The 19,187-nt window shown below is 51.2% G+C and carries 18 protein-coding genes, 1 pseudogene and 1 riboswitch; of the genes and pseudogenes, 10 read left to right on the forward strand and 9 right to left on the reverse strand.

Annotation, left to right across the window (positions count from 1 at the left end; translation table 11 throughout):
* Positions 1 to 12 precede the first annotated feature (12 nt).
* Together AC0LWF_RS06365 and AC0LWF_RS06370 are read left to right on the forward strand one after the other, a co-directional pair.
* Positions 13 to 345, forward strand: coding sequence for a DUF1980 domain-containing protein (locus tag AC0LWF_RS06365; protein ID WP_474650717.1), 333 nt, complete (start codon positions 13 to 15; stop codon positions 343 to 345).
* A gap of 154 nt (positions 346 to 499) precedes the next feature.
* On the forward strand, positions 500 to 706 hold the full coding sequence (locus tag AC0LWF_RS06370) for an alpha/beta-type small acid-soluble spore protein (protein ID WP_474650718.1): 207 nt from the start codon (positions 500 to 502) through the stop codon (positions 704 to 706).
* Between the two features lie 65 nt (positions 707 to 771).
* Here the strand turns inward: AC0LWF_RS06370 and AC0LWF_RS06375 are convergent, their stop codons facing one another.
* Positions 772 to 1,182 carry an O-methyltransferase gene (locus AC0LWF_RS06375; protein ID WP_474650719.1) on the reverse strand — a complete coding sequence of 137 codons (411 nt, stop codon included), beginning with the start codon at positions 1,180 to 1,182 and terminating at the stop codon, positions 772 to 774.
* A gap of 243 nt (positions 1,183 to 1,425) precedes the next feature.
* On the opposite strand from AC0LWF_RS06375, the gene AC0LWF_RS06380 reads away from it, so the two are divergent.
* Together AC0LWF_RS06380 and AC0LWF_RS06385 are read left to right on the forward strand one after the other, a co-directional pair.
* Positions 1,426 to 2,685, forward strand: coding sequence for a methyl-accepting chemotaxis protein (locus AC0LWF_RS06380; RefSeq protein WP_474650720.1), 1,260 nt, complete (start codon positions 1,426 to 1,428; stop codon positions 2,683 to 2,685).
* Positions 2,686 to 2,798: 113 nt separating this feature from the next.
* Positions 2,799 to 3,821 (forward strand): annotated as a pseudogene (locus AC0LWF_RS06385) (zinc-binding alcohol dehydrogenase family protein).
* Positions 3,822 to 4,475: 654 nt separating this feature from the next.
* Here AC0LWF_RS06385 and AC0LWF_RS06390 read toward each other — a convergent pair.
* Both AC0LWF_RS06390 and AC0LWF_RS06395 read right to left on the reverse strand, forming a co-directional pair.
* On the reverse strand, positions 4,476 to 5,135 hold the full coding sequence (locus AC0LWF_RS06390) for an SGNH/GDSL hydrolase family protein (RefSeq protein ID WP_474650721.1): 660 nt from the start codon (positions 5,133 to 5,135) through the stop codon (positions 4,476 to 4,478).
* Between the two features lie 27 nt (positions 5,136 to 5,162).
* The gene (locus AC0LWF_RS06395) at positions 5,163 to 6,122 is read right to left on the reverse strand and encodes an alpha/beta fold hydrolase (protein ID WP_474650722.1); all 960 of its coding nucleotides are present in this window, start codon (positions 6,120 to 6,122) and stop codon (positions 5,163 to 5,165) included.
* A 177-nt stretch (positions 6,123 to 6,299) separates the two neighbouring features.
* On the opposite strand from AC0LWF_RS06395, the gene AC0LWF_RS06400 reads away from it, so the two are divergent.
* Positions 6,300 to 7,220: a polysaccharide deacetylase family protein gene (locus AC0LWF_RS06400; RefSeq protein ID WP_474650723.1), complete on the forward strand. Its 921-nt coding sequence runs from the start codon at positions 6,300 to 6,302 to the stop codon at positions 7,218 to 7,220.
* A 71-nt stretch (positions 7,221 to 7,291) separates the two neighbouring features.
* Here AC0LWF_RS06400 and AC0LWF_RS06405 read toward each other — a convergent pair whose 3' ends face one another.
* The 5 genes from AC0LWF_RS06405 to AC0LWF_RS06425 all read right to left on the reverse strand — a co-directional run bounded on the left by AC0LWF_RS06405 (position 7,292) and on the right by AC0LWF_RS06425 (position 12,339).
* Positions 7,292 to 8,122, reverse strand: a complete 831-nt coding sequence (locus tag AC0LWF_RS06405) for a 3D domain-containing protein (RefSeq protein WP_474650724.1) — start codon at positions 8,120 to 8,122, stop codon at positions 7,292 to 7,294.
* Between the two features lie 113 nt (positions 8,123 to 8,235).
* Positions 8,236 to 8,444, reverse strand: a riboswitch (cyclic di-AMP (ydaO/yuaA leader).
* A 66-nt stretch (positions 8,445 to 8,510) separates the two neighbouring features.
* Entirely contained in the window at positions 8,511 to 9,593 is a 1,083-nt protein-coding gene (locus AC0LWF_RS06410) for an ATP-binding protein (protein ID WP_474650725.1), read from the reverse strand.
* A gap of 224 nt (positions 9,594 to 9,817) precedes the next feature.
* Complete coding sequence (locus tag AC0LWF_RS06415; protein WP_474650726.1) at positions 9,818 to 10,504, reverse strand: CAP domain-containing protein; 687 nt, start codon at positions 10,502 to 10,504, stop codon at positions 9,818 to 9,820.
* 116 nt (positions 10,505 to 10,620) lie between these two features.
* Positions 10,621 to 11,433 carry an HNH endonuclease gene (locus tag AC0LWF_RS06420; RefSeq protein ID WP_474650727.1) on the reverse strand — a complete coding sequence of 271 codons (813 nt, stop codon included), beginning with the start codon at positions 11,431 to 11,433 and terminating at the stop codon, positions 10,621 to 10,623.
* A 21-nt stretch (positions 11,434 to 11,454) separates the two neighbouring features.
* Entirely contained in the window at positions 11,455 to 12,339 is an 885-nt protein-coding gene (locus AC0LWF_RS06425; protein WP_474650728.1) for a helix-turn-helix transcriptional regulator, read from the reverse strand.
* A gap of 101 nt (positions 12,340 to 12,440) precedes the next feature.
* Between AC0LWF_RS06425 and AC0LWF_RS06430 the strand changes: the two genes are divergently transcribed.
* Positions 12,441 to 14,480: a beta-galactosidase gene (locus AC0LWF_RS06430; RefSeq protein WP_474650729.1), complete on the forward strand. Its 2,040-nt coding sequence runs from the start codon at positions 12,441 to 12,443 to the stop codon at positions 14,478 to 14,480.
* 79 nt (positions 14,481 to 14,559) lie between these two features.
* Positions 14,560 to 15,588, forward strand: a complete 1,029-nt coding sequence (locus AC0LWF_RS06435) for a CAP domain-containing protein (RefSeq protein ID WP_474650730.1) — start codon at positions 14,560 to 14,562, stop codon at positions 15,586 to 15,588.
* A gap of 43 nt (positions 15,589 to 15,631) precedes the next feature.
* On the opposite strand, the gene AC0LWF_RS06440 is transcribed toward AC0LWF_RS06435, so the two are convergent.
* Positions 15,632 to 16,540, reverse strand: coding sequence for an AraC family transcriptional regulator (locus tag AC0LWF_RS06440; RefSeq protein WP_474650731.1), 909 nt, complete (start codon positions 16,538 to 16,540; stop codon positions 15,632 to 15,634).
* Between the two features lie 157 nt (positions 16,541 to 16,697).
* On the opposite strand from AC0LWF_RS06440, the gene AC0LWF_RS06445 reads away from it, so the two are divergent.
* The 3 genes from AC0LWF_RS06445 to AC0LWF_RS06455 all read left to right on the forward strand — a co-directional run bounded on the left by AC0LWF_RS06445 (position 16,698) and on the right by AC0LWF_RS06455 (position 19,157).
* Positions 16,698 to 17,540 (forward strand): phytanoyl-CoA dioxygenase family protein, encoded by an 843-nt coding sequence (locus AC0LWF_RS06445; RefSeq protein WP_474650732.1) that lies wholly within the window; start codon positions 16,698 to 16,700, stop codon positions 17,538 to 17,540.
* 115 nt (positions 17,541 to 17,655) lie between these two features.
* Positions 17,656 to 18,090: a hypothetical protein gene (locus AC0LWF_RS06450; protein ID WP_474650733.1), complete on the forward strand. Its 435-nt coding sequence runs from the start codon at positions 17,656 to 17,658 to the stop codon at positions 18,088 to 18,090.
* Positions 18,090 to 19,157 (forward strand): phosphodiester glycosidase family protein, encoded by a 1,068-nt coding sequence (locus AC0LWF_RS06455; RefSeq protein ID WP_474650734.1) that lies wholly within the window; start codon positions 18,090 to 18,092, stop codon positions 19,155 to 19,157. The genes AC0LWF_RS06450 and AC0LWF_RS06455 overlap by 1 nt, the downstream gene beginning before the upstream one ends.
* The last annotated feature ends 30 nt before the right edge of the window (positions 19,158 to 19,187 follow it).

The raw sequence follows: 19,187 nt of genomic DNA on the forward strand, positions 1-19,187 counted from the left end.
GGTATACGAGTCATGCGGACACTTTCTACCGCTCAGCGCAGAGCAATCATTCACCATCTTGTTCGGAGCGGCATATTAACCGGCTTCGGGCTTTATATTATTTTTCTCGTTCAAACCCATACGCTAGCGCAATATGTCGAGCCTAACTTGTCCGTGTATGTGAAGCTATCAGCAATTGGACTGTTTGCCACTGCCATCTATCAGCTCCATTCTGCCTTGCAGGAATGGCAAGGTGTCACTGCTGCTCTCTGCGATTGCAATCATGAGCCTTCTGCATCACTGCTCGCGAATCTCGGTATTTACAGTCTATTCGTTCTTCCGCTAGCGCTTGGCTTCCTTCTATAAAATTGGAAAAAATTACATTGAAATAGTTGAATCCGTTTTCGTATAGAAACCGCCATAGCAACCATACTAAACGCAAGAAGAAACGACGGTGAGATACACGAGAACGGCAATACGTAGTTTCTTCCGTAGCACATAAGAGCAGGAGGTGATTACAATGGCTAGTACATTAGTCGTACCAGGAGCAAGTGCGGCGCTTGATCAAATGAAATACGAAGTAGCAAGAGAGCTCGGTATTGCGTTCGCTGCAGATGGCTATTACGGTGACATGATGACTCGTGACGCAGGTTCGATCGGTGGTAATATCACTCGCAAGCTCGTTCAAATCGCAGAACAACAACTTGCAGGCAGATCCGCTCGCTAATCAAGCGCAGAACGATAGAAAAAGCTGCCCCGCATTGAGGCAGCCTTTTTCTCGTTATGTATAGTTTAAGGCGTCTCACGCAGTGCGTGCTGTGCATACTTCGGTGTATAGCGGAACATCCCTGCCGCCAAATTATAGTTACTCTCGAACGAGATACTAGCCGACCACGTGCTTGTGCCGGAACGAACCGAGAAATCATATAATATTTCCCCATGCGTCCAATTGCGCTTCAAGCGAATGGAATCGACAGCCATCTTGCGGAAGGCTTGTACCTGCTCTCTGGTCATGCCCTGCTCCGCTTCACCAATTTCTCCGTTCTTGCTCTCAATTGGATTGTGGCGAACGCCGTACTTGCCAACGATGTTATTACGAATTTGTATGATTACAGTACCTGCCAAGGAATGATGAAGCTCCTCTTCCAATTGCTTAAAGACGAAATCAACTTGACGACTTAACGGCATTGTATCCAAATTCATCCTTGTCCGCCTCCATCTTCTTATCTTATTAGGCGATACCAGCCTACGGACCCATTATATGTCATAGAATTATAGACATCAACATTATTTTACAAAAACCTTACAGAAAAATAGTTCATTCGACATCTATCCGTTATATTCAACTCCTTCTTTCGACATCTTTCGTTTCGAAGATACGAATATAGACAAACCTCTAGGCGGTGATATAATAGTGGTATTCCAAATAAAGGGGCGCTTTTTACGATGCAATGGTTCCATTCTATGTCGATTCGAAACAAGCTTTTGACCGGTTGCTACACAATTGTCGCGATCTTCTCAATTGCGCTCATCCTTGGATTACTGCTGACCGGTGGCAGCATTGTACTCGGCCTTGTCATCATTGTGATAGCGGCAGTAGTAACCTTCCCTCTTGTTCGCGTCATTGAGAATGCGCTTACATCGTCGATTGATGAAATGACTTCTATCGCGTTCAGCATTGCGAAGGGCGATTTCACTCAGAAAGTGGACACCTCCTCTTCCGCATCGCTTGGCGAGCTCGGCCATTCGTTCAACAGCATGGTGGACAAGCTGCGCGAGATATTGAAGGAAACATCAACGATTGCAAGAGTCGTAAACGATACGAGCCGCAGCATCTTCGATAAAAATATTAACTTGAAGCAAGTTATGGAGCAGGTGGCTACTTCCGCCGGCGAGCTTGCAACAGGTGCGAATACGATTTCCGAGGATGTCAGCGACATGGCGGACTCCATTCGTGATATTGAGACGAAAGTAACAACGTACGCGCATTCCACAAAAGAAATGAACATGCGCTCTGAACAAACAATCGCGCTCGTTGAACGCGGACGCCTGGCGGTTGAGAGTCAATCGCATGGTATGTCCCGCAACGTTGAAGCGACTTCTCAGGTGGCGGAAGCTATTGAGGAACTCGCGCGCAAAGCTGATGGTATCTCGGCCATTACACGCACGATTTCTGATCTCGCGGAACAGACAAACCTGTTGTCGCTGAACGCTTCAATTGAAGCAGCACGAGCAGGCGAGCACGGACGCGGCTTCGCTGTCGTTGCTCAGGAAGTACGCAAGCTGGCGGAAGAGTCGACTTCCTCCACGAAGGAAATACATACGCTCGTACGCAGCATCGATCAAGGCGTTAAGCAGGCTATTCAGAATATTAAAGTGAACGAAGAAGTCGTTCAGCTGCAAATGCAAATGCTGCGCGATTCTGAGCTGGTCTTCTCCGAGCTCGTTACAAGCGTACAGTTCATTACGCAGCAAATTACCGAGTTCTCGGCTGAGAGCGATCAGATGATGGAGAGCGCTCGCAAAATTTCCGGAACCATCCAGAACATCTCCGCAATTACGCAGCAATCGGCAGCAGGCACAGAGCAAGTGTCCGCTTCGATGAACGAGCAGATGGGTTCCGTTCAAGATGTTGTAAATGAAACGGAGAAAATGCAGCAGATCGTCATGCAGCTGCAGCGCACAATGTCGATTTTCAAAATATAATCCAGTAACAGCTATGTCCTCCATCCTCCCGCTTCTGGGGCCAGGGTGGGGGATTTTTTGTTATAATGAACACATTCATTTGTAGAGGGGAAGTTGAAGAAATGACACAAATAATGCGTGCGGTCGGGCTCACGAAATACCTTCCGATCGAGCGAGAAGATAGTTTGATGGATATCGAAGTGGAGAAGCCCGCTGCCCCGACTGGGTGAGATATACGGGTCAAGGTCGAAGCGATCTCGGTAAATCCGGTCGATACGAAGCAGCGCGCGCCGAAGGATAAGGTTGAAACGGCTCCCCGCATTCTCGGCTGGGATGCGTCGGGTATCGTCGATGCGGTCGGGCCCGATTGTCATTTGTTCGGGCCAGGTGATCGTGTGTATTATGCGGGCAGCATTACGCGTCAAGGAAGCAACAGCGAGTATCAGCTCGTCGATGAGCGGATCGCGGCCCTTATGCCAGCTTCGCTTGATTTTGCTGAAGCGGCTGCCTTACCGCTAACAGCTGTTACAGCGTGGGAAGCTCTGCACGACAGGCTGCATATCTCCAGAGCTCAGACCGACAATGCCGGTAAAACGATTCTAATCGTAGGTGCGGCTGGCGGTGTTGGCTCCATTGCACTGCAATTGGCGAAGCTGGCAGGTTTGACTGTTATCGGAACGGCTTCCCGAGCGGAGTCTCGGGAATGGTCTTTGAGGCATGGGGCGGATCACGTTATCAATCATCACGAGCCATGGACACCCCAGCTTGAGGCCATCGGCCTCCGTTATGTGGATTACATACTGTGCACCAATGCCACGACAGCTCACTTCATGAGCATGGTTCAAGCTATCGCTCCGCAAGGAGGGATCTGTTCCATCGTCGACACGACCGAGCCTGTGCCGCTGCATCTGCTGAAGAGCAAGAGCGCCTCCTTCGTGTGGGAGTTTATGTTCACACGAGCCATGTTCGAGACGGCCGACATGATTGAGTAGCACCGGCTGCTAAACGAAGTCGCGCAGCTCGTCGTTGAAGGCGCGCTGCGGTCGACGATGACGGAAAGGCTGTCGCCGATTAACGCCGCGAACCTGCGTGCCGCGCATGCGAAGCTCGAATCCGGCTCGATGATCGGCAAGCTGGTCATTGAGAAATGGCAGTAACGAGAAAGGTCTGGGACGCTGCGTGAATGTGGCTGAGATGGCTGAGAGAGCTGAGAGAGCTGAGAGAACGAATACGCCCTCTCGGGTAGCAGCAGCTGAGGCGGGACTGCTGAGAGTGCAAATTCGGCACTCTCAATTCAGCAAATAGCCGAATACGTGCTGCTCTTGGGGCTGAGAGATCATATATGCTCTCTCGTTCTCGAAAATCGGTCATTTCGCTGCTGAGAGTGCAAATTCGGCACTCTCACTTCAGCAAAAACCGTACTCGCACTGCTCCCCTCGGCAAGCGGCTTCAACCTGCTCTGAGAGAACATATATGTGCTCTCGCTGGCTTTTCGGGTTAGTTATGGTGCTGAGAGCACCTATTTGTGCTCTCAGCACCATTTTCGCGCGACAAGCGACTTCGCTCCGCTCGGAGAGAACAAATATGTTCTCTCGCTGGCTTTTCGGGTTAGTTTTGGTGCTGAGAGCACCTATTTGTGCTCTCAGCACCATTTTCGCGCGGCAAGCAGCTTCGTACTGCTCTGAGAGAACGTATATGTTCTCTCGCTGGCTTTTCGGGTTAGTTTCCCCGCGGCAAGCGGCTTCGTCTTGCTTTCCAAAAAGGTCGAGTTCTGGGGCAAATTTATGCCCCGAACTCGACCTTTGCACTTCCTATAGCCCTTTATTGTAATCGTAACCGATTACCTGCAAGAATGTCCGAGCAAGAACGGCATGGCCCGTATGGTTCGGATGAACGCGATCCCATGCGATTGTGCCGGAATATAGATGCTCCAGCACTTGATTGAACGCAGCCTGCGTATCAACAAACAGCGTGCCATGCTTCTCGGCAATGCGCTTCACAGCCGCACCGTAACGATCCATCTCCGCACGCATCAAGTCCTGCGTATTCGGCTCGATGTAGAACGGCGTCATCAACACGATTCCTTTTACAGAAGGCAACGTCTCGGCAACGAGCTGATCCAGCGTCGACTCATATTGTTCGAGGTAGACGTGCTGCTCTGGAATTGTCGGGCTGTCATATTGGCGCCACACATCGTTAATGCCAATCATAATAGACAGCCAGTCCGGCTTCAAAGCGATGACATCGCTCTGCCAGCGATCCTTCAAATCCAGCACCGTATTGCCGCTCGACCCCATATTCACGACACGAATGCCAAGCTCCGGGTAGGTCGAGGATAGCAGCGCATCAACGACGCTTACATATCCTTTGCCGATTGCGCCGAACAGTCCTTCTCCGACCGGTCTCGCGCGTTCGCAATCCGTAACCGAATCCCCAATCATCACTAGTTTATCTTTGCTCGTCAGACGCATGATTCTTCCAATCCTCCTCTATTTCCACTATTCTTCCAAGAAAAATTGAATCACTTTATCGTTCAACCCCGGGAGATGTTCATGTCCAAAATCCGGATAAATTTCAAGCCGCTTCGGCGCGGTAATTTTGTTATAGGCAGCGAACTGCGATGAAGGCGGACAGATCGTATCCATCAAGCCGACACCCATCAGCACGTCGCCCTTAATCCGGTTCGCCAAATACTGAATATCAATGTAACCGAGTCTCGTGAAAATCTCTTCTTCGCGTTGATGCCGCGGATCGAAGTGACGGAAGAATGTGCGCAGCTCCGCATAAGCATCCTTGTCGAGATCCATATCCCATACGCGGCGGTAGTCGCTGAGGAATGGGAACACAGGCGCAAGCTTTGACACACGGGGCTCAAGCGCAGCGCATGCAATTGTCAGAGCACCACCCTGCGAGCCGCCCATCGCATAGACACGCTTCGGATCAACCTCTGGCATCTCCAAGGCAATCCCAGCTAGCTGTGCGGTGTCGAGGAAAATATGACGGAACAAGAGCTGGTCCGCGCTGTCGTCCAAGCCGCGAATAATATGGCCGTTATGCGTATTGCCCTTCACGCCGCCGCTATCCTCGGAGCCGCCGCCTTGTCCGCGGCAATCCATCGCAAATACGGAAAATCCAAGCGATACATAGATGAGACGATCCTGCCAATCACCAACGTTGCCCGTATAGCCGTGGAACTGGACAACCGCGGGATGCGGCCCGTTCGAATGGCGCGGACGCGCATATTTGGCATGAATACGTGCACCTTTTACTCCTGTAAAATATAAATCAAAGCATTCTGCTGTCGGCGTCTGGAAGGAGCTTGGAACAAGTTCAATGGCGGCGTCAACCTGACGCATCTCGTTCAGCGCCCGCTCCCAATAGTCGTCGAAGTCGGACGGGCGCGGATTTATGCCTGAATACGTTTTCAATTCATTCAAGGGCATATCAATTGTTGGCATATGTACGGTCTCCTCTTCACCATTATTCCTCTTCATGTTACGTGGTGAGCTTCCTGCTGTAAAGTGTGAAGTTGCGTCTCATGCATGATCACGTGCGGAGAGGGCACAATGAAATCGAATGTTTAAGACGGTAAGCACAGCAGGTAGTTTATTTTGGTTGACGGGGGGAGAAGGTCCATGGGAACGATGCGCAGAGCACGCAGATCATTGTTGCTGCTTCTGACCTGGATCCTGTGCGTTTGCAGTGGCATAGATGCCATACAAGGCGAAAGAGCTGCCGCATCTGCGAGCCCCCCTCCGCTATCTGAACGCAATAGAGCTGCCGCGACAGAGCTCGGGAGCAGCTGGCAGTCACCAGCAGAAGCCGAGCCCTCCTTCACGAGCGGCCAGCAGCTAAAGAAGAAGAAAAAGAGCCGTGCAGAAGCGATGTCTTGGGTTACGCTGCAGCGTATGTTCCCGGGTTCCTTCGTAATCTGGGGACCACGAGGCTCACGCAGAGTCGCGCTTACGTTCGACGACGTGCCCGATCCGCGCTTTACGCCGCAGGTGCTCGAGACGCTTGCCCGCTACAAAGTGCGCGCAACGTTCTTTGTCGTTGGCTCTCGGGCAGCGGCACATCCGGCGCTCGTCCAGCGGATCAGCAGAGAAGGGCATATTATCGGCAATCATTCGTATGATCACGCTGTATTTTCGCGTATCTCGCGCTATGCATTCGAGCAGCAAATTGTACGGACCGACCGGATTATCCGCCCTCTGATCGGATATAGCCCGAAGTTCATCCGTCCGCCTTATGGAGAGATTACGCCGTACCAGGTCGATTGGCTGCGCAGCCGAGGATACATCGTAGTGAACTGGGATACCGATTCGGTCGATTGGAAAAGCCTCGACAGCAACCGCATTCTCATCAATATAAAGCGGACGCTGCAGCCCGGCTCCATTATCCTGCAGCATGCAGGCGGCGGCGAAGGACAGGACCTCTCCGGCACGATAGCGGCGCTACCACGGCTCATCAATCTACTGCGCAGCAAGGGCTATCAGATTGTCACACTGCCGGAGCTCTTGAACCGGCCAGCCGGGCGCAACTGGCGCAGCCGTTAATCGCCCCAGCCGCCTTAGCCCAAAAAAAAGAAACCCAACGTCCATAAGACGCGGGGCTCTTCAAGGTAAGACTAATCTAGAATAAATACCTTTACGAATTGGAAACCGAAGTCGCTCGCAGCTTCCTTCGATTGCGGAACAAAGATATCAATACGGTCGCCCTTAATGGCACTTCCCATATCGGTAGCAACTCCCATCATGCCGCCGACTGGCAACCCATCATGGTCGTAGCCGGTAATATACAACTTGCTTCCCAGCGGAATGACGCTTGGGTCTACTGCAACCGTACCGAGCTTCAGCGGATTGCCGAAGTAGTCGACTGCTCCCCAGCCGTTCTCTGACGGATGTGCCGTATATGCGCTTGCTTTAACCTGTACGACATCCGAGACGTCATATGCTCTGCCGCCAACTGTAATTTCGTTTTGGTTCGCTTGTCTTTTCGCTGCCGTCGATTGGCTCGACTTCTTCTTTGCAGCTTTCTTCACCGTTTTCTTTGCTGCCTCTGCTTTAGGGGCTTTCTTCGGCTCTGCCGCTTTCTTCTCAGCCTTCACCGACTTCTCGGCTTTCACAGATGCCTCCGCTGAATTATCCAGCTTTGCCGTTTGTTCAGTCTGCTTCGACTGTTGCGAAATCGGCTGCGGCGCATCCTGCTTCGAGTTCGCGACTGTCACTGTCGTTGGAATAACGATCGTCAGTCCCTTATACACATTCGCAGGATCGATCATCGGATTCGTCTTGAGCAGCTGCTCCAGCGATACGCCGAATTTCTGCGACAACGACCAGAACGTATCCTCGTCCGTCGCTTTGTACTCCGATGCTGCTTGCGCTGCGCCCGCGTGCGTGAAGATCGCGATGCTAAGTGCAGCGAGTAACGCACTCTTTTTCCAGAATGATTGCTTCAATATGAACTTCCTCCTTTAATTTACGGACATATATCCTTGTTTGAACGACCCGGATATATTCCGTCAATACGATGCTGACAGGTCAAGCTGCTTAATGGCTAAGCCAGCTACTCATCTTCATCGCATGCGGCCTACGAGGTTAGTTGTCGGATTCGGACGAAAGGAGTTCCGCCCTACGCTTGTTAACCAAACGATTCACCCCAGCGCTGCTGACAGCGCATTAACCAGCCAATAGCTGACTGGCGAGCAAAAGCGACTTTTTATTACGTCAGCATTGCTCTAAAAATATCCCCCGCACATAATGTTTCGGCTCGCGTTAAAGGATAACACAGAAACTCATGCAAATCCTACAGGAAAAAGTGACCAACATCCCCGTCATGCTGCATAATCACAGATTGCGCGGCAGTCGAATCGCTACCGTCGTCCCTTTGCCGGGGACGCTTTTAATATCCATTTTCCCTTGATGGCCTTCAATGATCCGGTAACAAATCATAAGGCCAAGCCCTGTTCCGCTGTCCTTTGTCGTGAAGAACGGACCGCCGAGCTTCGGCAGCTGCTCCTCTGGGATGCCTGTTCCTTCGTCGATAATCGACACGGCAATATGCTGCGCATCTACATTCGTAAGCGTAATGGTAATGATCCCGCCGCTTGGCATCGCCTCGATGGCATTCTTGAGCACATTGACGAATACTTGCTTCAGCTGATTCTCGTCACAGAGCAGCTCCGTCACATCGGAATCGAGCAGAGGGATAATCTGCACATCTTTCAGAATCGCCTGCGTTTCGAGCAGCGTCAGCACATTGCCAATAATCCGGTTCAGATCATGCTTGCGGAACTGGCTTGCTTGCGGCTTCGCCAGCGCCATAAACTCCTGTACGATCGAATTGATCCGGTCGAGCTCCACGAGCATAATGTCAAAGTACTCATGATACTTATCAATCTTCGTCTTCAGAAACTTCGAGAATCCGATCAAGGAGGTCAGCGGATTGCGAATCTCATGTGCAATTCCCGCCGCCATCTGTCCAGCAACGGAGAGCTTCTCGGAATGAATGAGCGCCTCCTCCTCTTTCTTCCGTTCACGGATATCGCGAAAGACGCTCTGGACGACAGTTCCTCTCCCCGGATAGTTATGTATACGGGTACTGGATACCTCCACATCAATAACTTCACCCCTCACGTCAATGAGGCGGCATTCCTCGAATTCATTCGGCTCATCCGTCTGCATGACCGCGCGGATTCGCTCCATTGAGCGAAGCTGATTATCCGGGTGCATGAACTTCCAAATCTTTACCTCATCCATGATCTCTGACAGATCAGTCATGCCAAGCAATCGAAGTCCCGCTTGATTGGCGAACAGCACTTCGATTCCGTCATGCACAAAGATCGGCTCTGGCAAATATTTAATTAAACGCTGATAGCTTAGCGCAACTGAATAAGACGCATCGATATCGCGCTCTTGGCTTGTAAGCATTAATTTCCTCTTCGTTCGTTCAGCCAACGTCTGGTTGCAGTATATTGCCCTTGCCTTCCGCCGCATAGTGGACCTCCGAGTAGTCAAATTCGTAAGAGTAGATTTCGCCTTTATTTACCCAATACCTGCGCAGAATGAAGAATTAATTTTCTCTCATTCAATAATTATGTAAACCTAATTTAAAAAAAGCGGCCATCTGGGGCCGCTTATCGCTGCTTGCTCTATTATGATGTAAACTCTTGTACCCATTCACCGTTGTAGTATGCAACGCCAATTTTCTTGTAGTTGGCGCTCATAATATTCGCTTTATGACCTGGACTGTTCATCCATGCCGTCATGACTTCCGCAGGCGTACGCTGACCCTTGGCAATATTCTCGCCAGCATAAGAATAAGCGACTCCGTATGCACGCATCATATCGAACGGGGAGCCGTAGGTCGGCGAGTTATGGTCAAAGTAATTGTTCGTATACATATCTTTCGCTTTATCCAGCGCGACCTTCGTGAGCAGCGTATCGGACTTAAGCGCCGTAAGGCCTGTCTTAGCGCGTTCCTGGTTCACAAGCGACACAACTTGAGCTGCAAAAGTAGACTTGTCCGTCGTGCTTGTTGTTGTGGAACCGGACCCTGTGCTGCCACTGCCAGCTGTTGTCGTCACAGGCACCTTCACAATCATGCCTGCCCAGATTATATTCGGATTCTTAATGGACGGGTTAGCCGCGATTAACGTGTTCAAGCTCACACCGTATTTCTTAGCGATTTTATACATCGTATCCGTGCTTGTTACTTTATAAGAGACGGAACTGTTCACGGAGGCTGCTTCTGCCTTCTGCAGGGCCGCTCCTCCTCCAAGCGCGATCAAGCTCGCGGCGAGTACACTAGCTACACCTATACGAAATGGTTGCATCTTCATGAAAAATCCTCCTCGTTTACAAATGTTGTATGCCGGGCGCCCCGACGCCACTCATACTAACACGGGAGTTATTCACTTTTCATGAACTAAATATTGGAAAATAGGCGTCAAACCCGCTAGAAATCATCATTATTAACAAAGTCTAATTTATCGGCTTTCTTGAGATTGCACTCCGAGCAAGCGCATACGCAATTGGCTGGCGATGACAGTCCGCCCTTCGATTTGGGCATGACATGGTCGATCGTGTCGCCGAATTTCCCGCAATAGCGGCAAATATAATCGTCGCGCTGCAGAATAAGCAGTCTGAAGTCCGTCTTCGTATAAAGCTTATGGATCATGCCTGAATTAATAATGCCTGCTGCGCCTTCTTCGACCATACGAACGGCCATCTCCGTCGGTATGACCGTCGACCAGCGCTTCCCTGTCTCCCGATAGCCGCGCAGCCTGATATGCCCTCTTCCCCTGTCGTTCAATACCGAGGTCGCGAACGTGAAGGAGCCTTGAATCTGCTTAATGACGCGGTCCGGCGGCCGAACGGGCAGCTTCACCACTTCTACTGCCTGCTCTGTCTCCTGCTGCTTCCGCAGTCTTGCGGATTTGTTGTAACGTCCGCGGCGGCGCCTATGCTTTCTCTTGCGCGTTCGTGCGGGCGGTGATTCCGATGCGATACCTTCGCCAGCTCGCGGTTCAGCCGCAGCAGCTTGTCCGACTGCAGCCACTTCTGCGGCTGCTTGGATGGTTATGTTCGCAGCCGTCTCTACAGCGAGGGCTGAATCCGAATGCAGCGGCAATACGGCCGTTATCGTATCACGCTTGCGCCGACGCATACAGGAGCGGCATGTTCCGCGCCGGCCGCTCTTGCCTGCCCGCTTCGTGAACGCGGATTGCGGCTTCTCTTGCCCGCATACTGTACATTGCTTCATTTCCATCGCTCTATTCTCGCTTTCGCTTTAGCCTGATATTAAGCCGTGCAGCTTGCGGAACTGCTCTGGCGTAATTCCTTCCGTCTTGCCGAATGCCGCAATAAAATGACTGGAATCGCGATAACCTGATAGCTGCGCGATTTCTTTAATGGAGCGTGAGCTGTCGCCAAGGCTCATCATTTCTTTGGACTTGATAATTCGCAATCGAATCAAGTAGGCATAAGCTGTAATGCCGAAGGCTTGTCTGAACAGTGAATTCAAGTAACGCGGGCTGATCAATAGCTTCTCCGCCATATCCGTAAGACTTATATCGGGATCGCCGTAATTCACATCCAGCCATCCGAGCAGCGGGTCCAGCTTCTCCAAATGCTGGAATACCGATGACCGGCCGCCCTTCTGTCCATAAATCTTGATCATCGTAAGGAACCGGTACAGCTGCGCCGATGCGTTGAGCCCGGTCCGGTCCTCGTCATGCTGCGCTTGATTGATCATCGCAATGAGCTGCGATGTGATTGGCGCATCTTCATCCCAATGCAGCCACTCCGTATGTCGAATGCCAAGCGACGCAAGCATCGAAGCGGCCAATACGCCGCCGAATGTCACATAGAGCGTTGACCATTTCCGCCCGCCTTTAGCGGCATAGAAATGCGGCACGCCTGGGAAGAGCAGCGAACCATGCCCCGGCGGCAGCGAGTAGCGTCTGCCGTTCAGCTCGAATTCCCCTTCTCCTTCAATCGTTTGCAGCCAGTGGAAGTACGGATATCCTTTCGTCCGGTCTACCGATTCCTGCTCCGGATTGAAGCCAATGCTATCCATATATAGCGGCAGCTCGAACTCGCCGCTCTTGAACATGAACCGGTTCTGCTGCTGCCCATTTATGTAATGTTGCTTCCGCTCAGTTAGCTGTTCCATATTATGATATCCTGCCTAAACTATTTTATATATCTCTCACTCGAATCTTACCATAAAATAGAGCTGTTATCATCTTATTTGCATAAAGGAGATTCACACAGATGGATACGACTAAATTGCCCAAAATGTTATATGGCGGCGACTACAACCCGGAACAGTGGGACGAAAGCATTTGGCCCGAAGATATGCGGCTCATTCCGCTTGCGGGAATGAATATTGCAACAGTGAACGTATTCTCCTGGGCGATGCTTCAGCCCAATGAAGATACATACCATTTCGAGACGCTTGATCGCATTATGGATATGCTGCATAAGAATGGCATATATGCGTGTCTGGCAACTAGCACAGGCGCACATCCAGCTTGGATGGCGCGCAAATATCCAGAAGTGCTGCGCACCGAGTTCGACGGCAAACAGCGCAAATTCGGCGGGCGCCATAACTCCTGCCCGAATAGTCCGGTGTATCGCGACCTATCTACTCGGCTTGCTTCCAAGCTGGCTGAACGTTATAAAGACCATCCTGCCCTGCTGCTTTGGCATGTTTCCAATGAGTATGGCGGCGAATGCTATTGCGATAACTGTGAAGCCGCATTCCGCGACTGGCTTCGCGCCAAATACGGCACGCTGGACAAGCTGAACGAGCAGTGGAATACCTGCTTCTGGGGACATACCTTCTATGAATGGGACGAGATCGTGCTGCCAAGCGCACGATCGGAGCAGTGGGCGTCGGACCGTACCTGCTTCCAAGGCATATCGCTTGATTACACCCGCTTCAATTCCGACAGCCTGCTTGATTGCTACAAGCTTGAGTATGACGCGATTAAAGCGGTTACGCCTGACATGCCAGTAACAACCAATTTGATGGGCACTTATAAGCCGCTCGATTATTTCAAATGGGCGAAGCATTTGGACATTATAGCTTGGGACAACTACCCTTCCATGGATACGCCCACAAGCTTCACCTCCATGACGCATGACCTCATGCGCGGCTTGAAGAATGGCGCGCCGTTCCTGCTCATGGAACAGACGCCGAGCCAGCAGAACTGGCAGGCGTACAACACGTTGAAGCGGCCGGGCATCATGCGCTTATGGAGCTACCAGGCGGTGGCGCATGGCTCGGACAGCGTCATGTTCTTCCAGCTGCGCCGCTCCGTTGGGGCCTGTGAGAAGTATCATGGTGCGCTGATCGAGCATGTCGGGCATGAGCATACCCGCGTATTCCGCGAATGCGCGCAGCTCGGCAAGGAACTGGACAGCCTTGGCACGAAGCTGCTCGGCTCGCGCATGCCTAGCCGCATCGCCATTATGTATGATTGGGAGAACCGCTGGGCGATTGAATATTCGAGCGGTCCGACCATTGATCTCAAATATGTAGATGAAGTTCATAAATATTACCGCGCCTTGCATGAACAAGGGCATCAAGTCGACATCGTGTCATTCGAGGACGATCTCAGTCCTTATGCCATCGTGCTTGCTCCAGTCATGTATATGGTGAAGCCGGGCATGGCTGCGCGAATTGAAGCTTATGTCGCAGCTGGCGGTAAATTCGTCACGACATTCTTCAGCGGTATCGTGAATGAGAACGACTTGGTAACGCTCGGCGGTTATCCGGGAGAGCTGCGGGGATTGCTGGGCATATGGGCAGAGGAGATCGACGCGCTATTTCCAGGGCAGCACAACAGAATTGTCATGAAGGAAACAGTTGGCAAGCAGTTGCAAGTTGGCAGCGAGTACAGCTGTTCGATTCTATGCGATCTCATTCATGCCGAAAGCGCAGAAGTGATGGCTGTGTACGGCGATGATTTCTATAAAGGAATGCCGGCGTTAACCCGCAACCTATTCGGCAGTGGCGAAGCGTGGTATGTGGCGTCAAGTCCGGATGCCGAATTCCTGCAAGGCTTCCTCGGCGCATTGTGCGACAGCAGCAGCATTAAGCCGCTTCCTGGCAAGCAGCCAGGCGTTGAGGTAACTCTGCGTTCGCAGGATGACCGCTCCTACTTGTTCGTTCTAAATCACAACGCAGCAGAAGTCACGATCGAGCTTGGCGAACACGCCGGCGTCGACCTGTTAACCGGTGAAACAGCTGCCGGCCAAGTGCCGCTAGAAGGCTACGGTGTCCTTATTATTGAGCAAATTGCTTGATATTGCCTCGTTCCCTGATCGCATAGCCCCTCGCGCCGCTGAACATATTAGTGGGTGTGAAGGGAGCTTGATCAGACAAATGAGAAGATTTTTCGGAACATTATTAGGGATTTGTTTAGCGGTCGGCGTAGGTGTTCTGATTTATAACGCAGTGTCTGGACCTGGACCGAACAACACGTACAAAGCGGCCAACAGGGCAGGCCATGAAGTGAGGTATTTGGAAAACAAAACCGGCAATGGCGTGAGGTATCTGGAGCGAAAAGCAGTTAACACGGCAGACGAGCTGCTGCCGTTGAACAACCGTACGTACCGCAACAACATGTATGGCAATACGTACAACGGTAATTTGTACAACAACAACAACACGTACCGCGGTTATTCGTACAATGGCACAGCTACGCCACTTAACAACAACGATCATCGTTACAATGCTTATTCCAATAACGGCACTCTTCAAGGTAATCTCGGCAACTTAGGCAACTTAGGCAACTTAGGCAATTTGGGCAACATAGCCAACAATCAATGGTACGAATGGATAAACGGTCAGCTGCGTCAAGTCACTCCGGGTACAACAGGTAATACCGGTGGCGGTTATAATTATGGCACAGGCGGCAAAACCGGTTATCCAACCGGCAACACTGGCACTGGTAATACGGGCAACACAGGGAATACGGGCAACACTGGCAATACCGCAGGCTCAGGCAATGCAGGTTCCAGCGGCAATCAATCCATTGCACAGCAAATTTTGCAGCAAGTGAATGCAGAGCGTGCTAAAGCCGGCCTATCGGCATTGTCGCTTTACGATCCGCTATCGAAGAGTGCTCAAGCCAAATCGACAGATATGCGCGACAAGAACTACTTCTCGCATGATTCACCAACGTATGGCAGCCCATTTGATATGATGAAGCAATTCGGCATCAACTATTCGTATGCCGGCGAGAATATCGCTGCAGGTCAGAAGAGCGTTCAGGAAGTGATGACCGCTTGGATGAACTCTCCTGGTCATAGAGCTAACATTCTTAGCCCGAACTTCACGAAACTCGGCGTTGGTTATGCCCCAGGCGGCAACATGAGCCCATACTGGACACAGCAGTTTATCAGTCCGTAAGCCGTTAATATTCAGTACAACCTAACGAGCATTGCACCGTATCTTAACGGTCAATGCTCGTTTCGTTTGATACATGAGTATGCAGCTTCCGGAAGGAGCCGGGCGATTCGCCAGTCATTTTCTTGAACGCCTTCGTAAAATGATGAATATCCGCAAAGCCGCAATACTCTGCGATCTCCTCCAGACGCAGCTCGGATGAGACAAGCAGCTCCTTCGCGTGAGCGATGCGCAGCTCCAGCAAGTAGCGATGCGGCGGAATGCCGAATTGCTCGCGAAACTTGGCGCTAAACCTGGATGGAGATAAATTCGCACGCTTTGCCATCTCGTTCACTGTCAGATGCTCGGACAAATTGAAGGAGAAGAACGATGTAATCCAATTCAGCGGTTGAGGCGCTGCTTTCTCCGCTTCCTTCAAGTCCGTGTGATCTTCCAGTATCGCCAGTATCACATCGGTCGCCAATGATTGCGCACGAAGCTGCATAATCGGATCACGATGCTGCCAGCATTTGACCATCTCGACAAATTTATCTCGCAGCACGATCGGCTTCTTCGGGGTCAGCTTTACCGGAATGTTGATTCCATTGAAGTCATTGAGCTTCGGCTGCATGAGATGAACATAAGCGGTTAAGTCCGTCTGCCCGCCCCTAGTTGGGAACCGCTCTTCCCTTAGCTCGTCGTAGAAGAAATCGAGATGTACAAACGGCGTGATCGTATTCGTCCGCCCTTCTAATTCGACCAAGCTCTCTGGTTGTATGAGACAAAACTCTCCGCTGCCGAATTCATAAGGCACGCCATCAACCGTAAACAAGCACGAGCCTTCTTGAAAATACACGATTAAATAATCGAGCAGCCTGCGCTCCGGGTAAGTCCACGGTTTGCGTATGGCAAAATCCCCTTCCCGTATGTACGGAACGATTGGGCGCTTCGCCATCATTTCGGATAAATACATCATATCGTTACGCCTCCCTCATGCAGCTATGCTCTCTCTATTGTAATAAACACAGTCGTTTTTGACAAAAAGGATAAGATATCGGAACAAAGAAGCTGATACCGTTCAAGGGCTATAATAGCATCATATTGCATGCGAGTATGAAATAAGGGGAGCGATAATGATGGAAACAAATACGAATCTGGCTCAATTGCCAACTTTAGCAGAGGACTATGAACTTTCGGCGGAGCAAATCGCGTCGTATCAGAAGAACGGCCATATTTTTCTGAAAAATGTACTGAAGCCGGAAGAAGTGGACATCTATGAGCCGATTATCGAAGGTGTCGTCCGCGAACACAATAATCAGACGAAGCCTGTCGAAGAGCGCGACACCTACGGCAAAGCATTCATACAAATTACGAACTTGTGCGAAATGAGCGAGTCTGCGAAGCGTTTCACCTATGCGAGACGTTTTGCCAAAATCGCAGCTGAGCTGATGGGTGTAGATGGCGTGCGCTTGTACCATGACCAGGCGTTGTTCAAAGAACCAGGCGGCGGTCATACACCGTGGCATCAGGATCAGACGTACTGGCCGCTCAGCAACAACAAATCCATTACGTTGTGGATGCCGCTCGTTCCGATCTCCGAAGAAATCGGCTCCATGACGTTCGTCGACGAGTCGTACCAAAGCGGCTACTTGAGCCGCCAAGATATTTCCGATGAATCGCATAAGACGATCGGCTCCTATGTAACTGGCAAAGGGCTGCCGACGACCAACTACGGCGCGATGGATGCAGGCGATGCGACTTTCCACGCTGGCTGGACGATTCACTCCGCTCCAGGCAATCCGTCGGATCGGATGCGCGAAGTCATGACGATCATCTATATCGCAGACGATATGATCGTTGCCGAGCCGGATAGCAACGCACGCAGAAGCGACCTCAATAGCTGGTTCCCAGGCATCAAACCAGGCGAGCTTGCTGCTTCCCCACTTAATCCGGTTCTGTATAATAAGAACGCATAATCCTTACGACTTAGAAGAGCTCTTTCTGCTCACGCAGAGAGAGCTCTTCTTCTCTATCAATCTCTTATGGTAAAATAGAAGTCCAGTGCTTACCGAAATAGGAGATTGATTACTTATGGAAACAAATACAGGTTATGAAACAAGATCCGCAGCCAGCTATGAGCGGAGCAGACAGACACGCAAGAAAGGATTATCCGTACCGCTGTTTCTCTTCATCTGGGTTCTACTCATTGGCTCCGGCTTGCTCGGAACGATTTGGTATACAGGCAAGCTCAAGCAGAACTTAACCGATCAAGTCAATCAGCAGACCGCACAGCAGATTACCGCCATGCAGGCTGACTATAAGAAGCAGCTGGATGAGCTTGCGACGAATTTCAACGGTGAGCTTGGTAAAATTCAGAGCAAAGTCGATGCACTAAACGAGCTGCTCGAGTTCTCCAAGGACAATATGAGCAGCAAAACCGATAACAGCAACAAACTCTACAGCCAAATTGCCGAAGTGAAGAAGCAGCTGAATGAGCTGAAGAAAAGTTTGGATGTGCTCAAATAATGACCGCCAAACAATTAAATCGGCTCATGTTGGTGTCGCTAGCCCCCTTTATCGGCATGATGATATGGCTGCTTGGCACGAACCGATCCTTTGAGCTGAAGGACTCCGCCTTCCCGAAGGATCATACTCTGCACGCCTCCATTCCAGAGGGGACTAATCTAGTCATAAGCGGCCTCGATCAAGCGAAGGCGATGGCTTTACATACCGCTTCTTCAATTAAGAAGAGCGTGAAGCAATATCATGCCATGAATGAAAACTTGAATGGTGTCGTCGTGTTGACCCGTTCCCAGCTTGGCCGTCCGGCGCTCATCTATGACCGCCGCATTACGCGCAAGATCGGCTCGCCGGTTCAACAGGTACAATCCGACAAGCTGACAGCTCAGCTGTTCACGATTAACGCGCAATATTTCAGCGGCTATGCCTTGAAGGTGAAGCTGAAATCATCGAAGGGTATGAAGATGGTGCTCGGCAATGACAAGTACGGCAGCGCCGAGACGACGCTATCCGCTGTGCGGAGATACAATGCTATCGCAGGCGTGAACGCCGGAGGGTTCGCTGACCAAGCGGGCAAACGGTATCCGCTCAGCACAACGGTGCTGAATGGTCGGTATCTCGGAGGCTTCCAGCCATCGGAGAAGGACCTCTTCTTCGTCGGAATTAATGAAAGCCTGAAGCTCATAGGCGGCAAAGTGACTGACCAGAGTGTTCTCGATGCGAAGAAGCTGAAGTTCGGCGCATCCTTCGTTCCTGTGCTCATGAAGAACGGCGTACCGATGCCGATTCCAGCCAAGTGGCAGAGCAGCCCTTCCCGCGCACCGCGCACTGTAATCGCGAACTACAAAGATAACCAGCTGCTGTTCCTCGTCATCGACGGTCGCAACGAAGCAGGCAGCTCCGGCGCAACGCTGGAGGAGATGCAATACTTGCTCGCACGATTCGGAGCCATCGACGGCTACAACCTTGACGGCGGCGGGTCTTCGTCGCTCATCTTCAACGGACGCATCATTAACCATCCGTCTGACGGCACGCTCCGGCCTCTGCCGACGCACTTTTTGTTTTTTAAATAACGAAAGCAGGCTGTCCAGAAATCTGGGCAG

It is taken from the genome of Paenibacillus sp. sgz302114 (assembly GCF_056120345.1).

What these genes read in the sequence shown, in the direction of transcription:
- AC0LWF_RS06435 (WP_474650730.1), top strand. Translation starts at nt 14,560, where the DNA reads ATGAGAAGATTTTTCGGAACATTATTAGGGATTTGTTTAGCGGTCGGC.
- AC0LWF_RS06390 (WP_474650721.1), bottom strand. Translation starts at nt 5,135, where the DNA reads ATGCGTCTGACGAGCAAAGATAAACTAGTGATGATTGGGGATTCGGTT.
- AC0LWF_RS06365 (WP_474650717.1), top strand. Translation starts at nt 13, where the DNA reads ATGCGGACACTTTCTACCGCTCAGCGCAGAGCAATCATTCACCATCTT.
- AC0LWF_RS06440 (WP_474650731.1), bottom strand. Translation starts at nt 16,540, where the DNA reads ATGATGTATTTATCCGAAATGATGGCGAAGCGCCCAATCGTTCCGTAC.
- AC0LWF_RS06445 (WP_474650732.1), top strand. Translation starts at nt 16,698, where the DNA reads ATGATGGAAACAAATACGAATCTGGCTCAATTGCCAACTTTAGCAGAG.
- AC0LWF_RS06395 (WP_474650722.1), bottom strand. Translation starts at nt 6,122, where the DNA reads ATGCCAACAATTGATATGCCCTTGAATGAATTGAAAACGTATTCAGGC.
- AC0LWF_RS06410 (WP_474650725.1), bottom strand. Translation starts at nt 9,593, where the DNA reads ATGCTTACAAGCCAAGAGCGCGATATCGATGCGTCTTATTCAGTTGCG.
- AC0LWF_RS06380 (WP_474650720.1), top strand. Translation starts at nt 1,426, where the DNA reads ATGCAATGGTTCCATTCTATGTCGATTCGAAACAAGCTTTTGACCGGT.
- AC0LWF_RS06375 (WP_474650719.1), bottom strand. Translation starts at nt 1,182, where the DNA reads ATGAATTTGGATACAATGCCGTTAAGTCGTCAAGTTGATTTCGTCTTT.
- AC0LWF_RS06425 (WP_474650728.1), bottom strand. Translation starts at nt 12,339, where the DNA reads ATGGAACAGCTAACTGAGCGGAAGCAACATTACATAAATGGGCAGCAG.
- AC0LWF_RS06430 (WP_474650729.1), top strand. Translation starts at nt 12,441, where the DNA reads ATGGATACGACTAAATTGCCCAAAATGTTATATGGCGGCGACTACAAC.
- AC0LWF_RS06450 (WP_474650733.1), top strand. Translation starts at nt 17,656, where the DNA reads ATGGAAACAAATACAGGTTATGAAACAAGATCCGCAGCCAGCTATGAG.
- AC0LWF_RS06415 (WP_474650726.1), bottom strand. Translation starts at nt 10,504, where the DNA reads ATGAAGATGCAACCATTTCGTATAGGTGTAGCTAGTGTACTCGCCGCG.
- AC0LWF_RS06420 (WP_474650727.1), bottom strand. Translation starts at nt 11,433, where the DNA reads ATGGAAATGAAGCAATGTACAGTATGCGGGCAAGAGAAGCCGCAATCC.
- AC0LWF_RS06455 (WP_474650734.1), top strand. Translation starts at nt 18,090, where the DNA reads ATGACCGCCAAACAATTAAATCGGCTCATGTTGGTGTCGCTAGCCCCC.
- AC0LWF_RS06370 (WP_474650718.1), top strand. Translation starts at nt 500, where the DNA reads ATGGCTAGTACATTAGTCGTACCAGGAGCAAGTGCGGCGCTTGATCAA.
- AC0LWF_RS06400 (WP_474650723.1), top strand. Translation starts at nt 6,300, where the DNA reads ATGGGAACGATGCGCAGAGCACGCAGATCATTGTTGCTGCTTCTGACC.